Source organism: Mycobacterium sp. NGS61 (assembly GCF_059812325.1).
In genome coordinates this window covers 47,603-53,682 of record NZ_JCALCL010000020.1, presented here as the reverse complement: position 1 = coordinate 53,682, position 6,080 = coordinate 47,603, and the positions used below count along the sequence as shown (strand labels likewise).

Below are 6,080 nucleotides of genomic sequence, written 5' to 3'. Positions count from 1 at the left end.
CGCCGAACCCGCACCCCGCAGCATGTTCAACGAATTGATCTCAGGAGGCAAAGTCACAAAACTCACCGGCTCAACCCTCTTCCCTTACAGAGTCAGACGTTCGCTGTTCGACGTGTGTGGAATATTGCCTGGGAGGGCCGCGCACGCGTGGCCGATATCGCTTGGTTGCTAGGTGCCGTTCGGCCCGTTGCTGCCCGGAGCGCCTGCGACGCCGCCCGTACCCGGAGTGCCCGCGAGACCGCCGGTACCGCCTGTACCAGGGTTACCGTCGGTGCCGCCGATGCCGTCGGTGCCGCCGCCTAGGCCAGTTCCGCCCGTGCCACCGTTGGCGTGGTTGCCGCCAGCGCCGCCGTTCGCGCCGTTGCCGGCCCCTCCACCGATGCCGGTGCCCGTCGGGTTGCCACCGCCGCCGCCGGTACCGCCGTTCCCGCCGGCACCGGAGTTTCCGGCGTTTCCGCCGTTCCCGCCGCCGTTGCCGTCGCCGCCGTCGCCGCCGGCACCACCGATGCCGCCCGAGGCGGCCGTACCGGCATTGCCGCCCTTACCACCATTCTGGTTGGTGCCAATGCCATTGCCGCCTTTACCGCCGGTACCCGACGTGCCGCCTGAGCCGCCCTGCCCGCCATTGCCACCGACTGCGCCTGCGGTGGTGTCGGTGCCGGCACCACCGTTACCGCCAGCACCACCGGCGCCGCCGGCACCGCTGGCACCACCGTTGCCGGCGATGCCGCCGGGGTTGGACCCGCTGGATGCGTTGCCGCCGTTGCCGCCTGTACCGCCGCCCCCGCCGGTGCCGCCGGCACCGCCGTTGCCCCCGGCACTCGCCGCCCCGTTGGTGCCGCCGCCGATCGCGGTGCCACCGGACGCGCCATCGCCACCGGCACCACCCGCACCAGCGTTGCCGCCGACGCCACCGTCTCGTCCCGCGTTGTTAGCAACCGTGTTGCTGTTTTGGCCAGCACCGGCATTTCCACCGGTACCGCCGTTGCCGGCGGCGCCACCGGTCCCGGCGCTACCCGCGTGACCACCATTCTGGCCATCGCCACCGGCACCCGCGTTACCGCCGGCGCCTCCCTTGCCGCCCGTACCACCGTTGCCACCAGCGCCACCAGTCGTACCGCCACCGTTGCCACCGGTACCCCCGGCGGAACCAATGCCACCCTTGCCACCGCTACCACCAACGCCACCGTCGGTAGTCGCGGTGCCGGTACCGCCCGTACCACCGTGGCCGGCATCCCCACCAGCGGCCCCGTTACCGCCGACACCGCCGACGGTGCGGTTGCCGGTGCTGTTACCGCCGATGCCGGCAGTCCCGGCGTTACCACCGTCGCCGCCGTCGCCGGCATTACCGGCGGTGCCGTGGTTGCCAGCCCCCAGGGCCGTACCCGCGGCACCGCCGTTGCCGCCGTCTCCGCCCTTGCCGCCGCCGCCCGCGTTACCGCCGGCGCCACCGGTGGTGCCGCTGGTTCCGTTTGTACCGTTACCGCCCTGGCCGCCTTTACCGCCGTTTCCGGCCTCGCCGCCATTACCCGCGTCACCAAGGACGGATCCGCCAGTACCGCCCGCACCACCGTCGCCGCCCCGGCCGCCGGTACCGCCAGCGGTTCCGGCGGTGCCGCTGGTAGTACCGGCGGTGCCGGTCGCGCCGTTGCCACCGCTGCCACCGTTACCGCCGTCACCGTGCGAACCGCCGGCGCCACCCTTGCCGCCGTTGCCGCCGGCCGCACCGTTGGTGTTCGCGCCGTTGTCGAAGCCATTGCCACCGTTACCGCCGTGCCCACTGTTGGTGGCATCGGCTCCATCAACGCCGTCGTTGCCAACGGTCGAGCCAGTGCCCGCCGCGCCACCGGTACCGACCGCGCCCGCATCGCCACCCTTACCGCCATTGCTGGCGTGGATGTTGCCCGCCGTGCCGTTGGCGCCGTCGCCGCCGTCACCGCCAAGGCCCGCAGCACCGCCGGCACCGCCGTCTCCGGCAGCACCCTGGGTTCCCGCCTTGGCAGTACCACCGTTACCGCCGGCGCCACCCTCACCACCGGCGCCGCCGGCACCACCGGCGCCACCGACTGTGGTCGGGTTCGTCGAGTTGGCGCCGGTACCGCCGGTTCCGCCTTGTGCGCCGGCGCCACCAGTACCGCCTGCGCCGCCATTGCCAGACACCGAGCCGCCGGCCCCGCCGTCACCACCGGCACCACCGAAACCGCCGCCAACACCGGCGCCACCGGCGCCGCCCGAGCCGACCCCGGCCGCGCCGGCCGCGCCCGTCAGACCCGCACCACCGGTGCCGCCCGCGCCACCGTTGCCACTCGCCCCCGCATCACCGCCGTGACCGCCGGCGCCACCGCCGGCCTGACCCATACCGCCGACACCGCCGGCGCCACCGTCACCAGATGTCGCACCGCCGGCACCGCCGTGACCGCCAGCACCGCCGAGACCCGCCTTCGATCGACCGAGGCCACCCTCGCCACCGATGCCGCCGGTACCTGTTTCCCCGCCGGCGCCACCGGTGCCACCGGCACCACCGTTGCCGGCCTGCGCCCCGCTGTCGCCACCGTGGCCGCCTGCGCCTCCGGCGCCGGTGCCGTCGCCGGCACCACCGTGGCCACCGGCACCACCGCTACCCAGCACACCGCCGGCACCACCGGTGCCGCCCACACCACCGGCGGCGTTCGACCCGGCGTCGGCGGCATAACCGTCGCCACCGACACCACCGTCGCCGCCATTGGTGGCGGCAGCGCCAGTAGCGCCGTTCGGACCACTACCGGCGCCGCCGCTGCCCTTTGACCCGCCGGCCCCACCGGAACCGGCGTTACCGCCCTGACCGCCCGTGCCGCCGTTGACGCTGCCCGAGTTGCCGTCACCACCGAGACCACCGGTGCCACCGACACCGGCCGCGCCACCGTCACCGCCGGCGCCTCCGGCGCCGAGCGCACCCGCAACCCCCTTGGCAGAGGCACCGCCGATACCACCGTTACCGCCGGCGGCACCCTGCCCGCCGATGCCGCCCTGGCCGCCGGTACCGCCGGTCCCTCCGCCGTCAGCGCCGTCCGCGCCAACACCACCGGTACCACCGACACCGCCGTCACCACCGGCACCACCGGCACCACCGGCACCACCGTTGCCCGCCAGCGACCCGGCCGCACCACCGGCGCCGCCGTTACCGCCGATACCGCCGGCCTCGCCCGTGTCGCCAACCAGACCCGTACCACCGGTCGCGCCCTGGGCGCCCGCGGCACCGGCCCCGCCGGCACCGCCGGCACCACCGTTGCCTACCGAGCCACCCGCGCCACCCGCGCCACCATTACCGCCGGCTGCACCGGTCACCGTGCCCGCGGCGGCGTTGTACCCGTCGCCGCCGGCACCGCCGTTGCCCCCGTTGGTGGCCGCGGCGCCCGCGGCGCCATTCGCGGCAGCGACGGTCCCGTTGCCGTTCAATCCGCCGGCCCCGCCGGCCCCGACGGTGCCGGCGTTACCGCCGAGCCCGCCTGCGCTGCCATGGATGTTGGTGATGGTGCCATTACCGCCGTGGCCGCCGTCACCGCCGAGGCCGGCGTCACCGCCGGCACCACCGGCACCGCCGGCACCCAGGTTGCCGAGCGGGTTCTGTGCCAGGCCGCCACGACCGCCGCCGCCGCCTTGGCCGCCGGCTCCGCCGACCCCGCCGGTACCGCCGATCTGGGACGGGTCAGCTGCGTAGGCGCCGACTGCGCCGGTGCCGCCCTGCCCGCCAATGCCGCCCTGGCCGCCGGTCCCGCCAGAGCCCGCCTTCGTACCGGCGTCACCGCCGGCACCACCGGTACCACCGTTGCCGCCGGTACCACCGGCACCACCGGTTTGGGTTGGGTCGGTGCCGGTTGCACCGATGGCACCGTTGCCGCCGGCGCCGCCCGCGCCGCCGTTGCCTACCAGACCACCGGCACCACCACGGCCACCGTTACCGCCATGAGCCCCTGGCGTGACGGCGTTCCAGCCCGCGCCACCGGTGCCGCCGTTGCCGCCAGTCAGGGCTGCGGCGCCTGCGGCACCTGTTGCTGCGGCGGTGGTCCCGGTGCCGTTCAGTCCGCCGGCCCCGCCGGCCCCTTGCGCACCGGCGTTGGCGCCCTGGCCGCCTACGCCGCCGTTGCGGACGGCAGCGTTACCGGCGCCACCTGTCCCGCCGTCACCACCGAGTCCCGCAGCACCGCCGTTACCACCGATTCCACCCACACCGGTGACGCCACCGGTGCCGGAACCCAGCGCGGTACCCGCGGCGCCTCCTGCCCCACCCTGACCGCCGGCGCCACCCGAACCGCCGAGACCGCCAGCCCCACCGGTAGCACCGGCGACTGTCGCGTCGGCGCCCTTGGCGCCGGTCCCACCGGCTCCGCCGAGCCCTCCGGCACCGCCGGCTCCGCCGTCACCGCCGTTGCCGGATGTCGTGCCACCGTGGCCACCGGCCCCGCCGACACCGCCGGTGCCACCGACCACTCCAGCACCGCCTGCACTACCGGGGGCGAGCCCGTTCGCACCCGCGGCGCCGGCCACACCGGCACCACCTGTACCACCCGCACCGCCGTTAGCGGTCGCACCGCCGTCACCACCGGCACCACCGGTCCCGCCGACCACACCCACGCCGCCGTTCCCGCCCTTGCCGCCCGCGCCGCTGCCGTCGCCGGCACCGCCCTCACCACCGGCGCCACCGTGACCGACCGCCCCGCCATTACCGCCGACACCGCCGTTGCCGCCCGCCGCGTTGGAGCCACCGGCGGCGGTGAGACCCGCTCCACCCGTACCGCCGTTACCGCCGCCGGTTGCCGCAGCACCGGCGGCGCCGTTTGCCGCACCGAGTGAACCCGCCCCGCCTGCACCGGCGATGCCGGGGTTGCCACCCACACCACCGGCACCGCCGTTGGGGGTGCCGATGTCGCCAGCGCCGCCGTCACCACCTTCGCCACCGAGCCCGGCCACGCCACCGGCGCCACCCACACCGCCGGCACCGAAGATGCCCGTGCCACCGGCGGCACCACCCGCACCGCCATTACCGCCCTGGCCTCCGCCGCCACCCGTCGCGCCGGCGACGACGGCGTCCGCACCGTCACCACCGAATCCACCAGCACCACCGACGCCACCGGCACCGGCCGTGCTGAATACCAGCCCTCCGTTGCCGCCCCGTCCCCCGGTTCCACCGGTGCCGCCGGCGATGGCCAACGACGGGTCGCCTTCACCACCGGCACCGCCCACGCCGCCGGCACCACCGGCGCCGAAGAAGCCGGCGTTTCCGCCCATGCCTCCGATACCACCGGTCAGACCGGCGGCGGCACCGATGCCGCCGGCACCGCCCATACCGCCGTTGCCGTACAAGATCCCGCCGGAGCCGCCATTACCGCCCTGGGCGCCGGCGCCGCCCGTACCGCCGATGCCACCACTGCCGAATAACCCGGCGGCCCCGCCGTTACCGCCGACCTGTCCCACAGCACCGGACCCACCGGCACCACCATTGCCCCACAGCAATCCGCCGGCACCACCGTTGGCGCCGGTGCCCGGCGCACCGTCGGTGCCGTTGCCGATCAGTGGGCGACCCAGCAAAGCCTGCGACGGTGCGTTGATCAGGTCTCCGACGAGCCCGAGCGGGCTGGCGGCGGCCGCCTCGGCGCTTGCGTAGGAGCTACCTGCGGCGTTCAACGCCTGCACGAACTGCTCGTGAAACGCCTGGGCTTGGCTGCTCAGCGTTTGATACCCCTGCGCGTGCGTCCCGAACAACGCGGCGATGGCCGCCGACACTTCGTCCTGGGCCGCCGGCAGCAGCGAGGTGAAGGGGCTGGCCCACGCACAATTGGCCTCGGACATCGACGTGCCCAGACTCTCCAGGTTCGTCGCGGCGAGGGCGAACAGATCCGGGGCAGCCACCAAATACGACATCGCTGAAACTCCTGTGGTTCATAGCCGACGAGGTCACTCGGTTTGGGAATGTACATCTTCGGTAAGCGAAAACACCAGATGCTGAAACGGGAATTTCCAGATTTTTCTATCTCACCGATTCGACGACTGCCTCCGCGCCCCTGCGCGCCAACCGCGCAGATGTTTGCGGGAGCCTGAAGGAT

The 6,080-nt window shown here is 74.3% G+C and carries 1 protein-coding gene; it reads right to left on the bottom strand.

All coding sequences use genetic code 11. From position 1 onward, the window contains the following. Nucleotides 1–168: 168 nt before the first annotated feature. Nucleotides 169–5,898 (bottom strand): PE family protein, encoded by a 5,730-nt coding sequence (locus AC5Y3Z_RS24875; protein ID WP_463828815.1) that lies wholly within the window; start codon nt 5,896–5,898, stop codon nt 169–171. Between the last annotated feature and the right edge of the window lie 182 nt (nt 5,899–6,080).

Bases quoted from the DNA above. Each gene is read 5' to 3' on its own strand.
- AC5Y3Z_RS24875 (WP_463828815.1), bottom strand. From the start codon at position 5,898: ATGTCGTATTTGGTGGCTGCCCCGGATCTGTTCGCCCTCGCCGCGACG.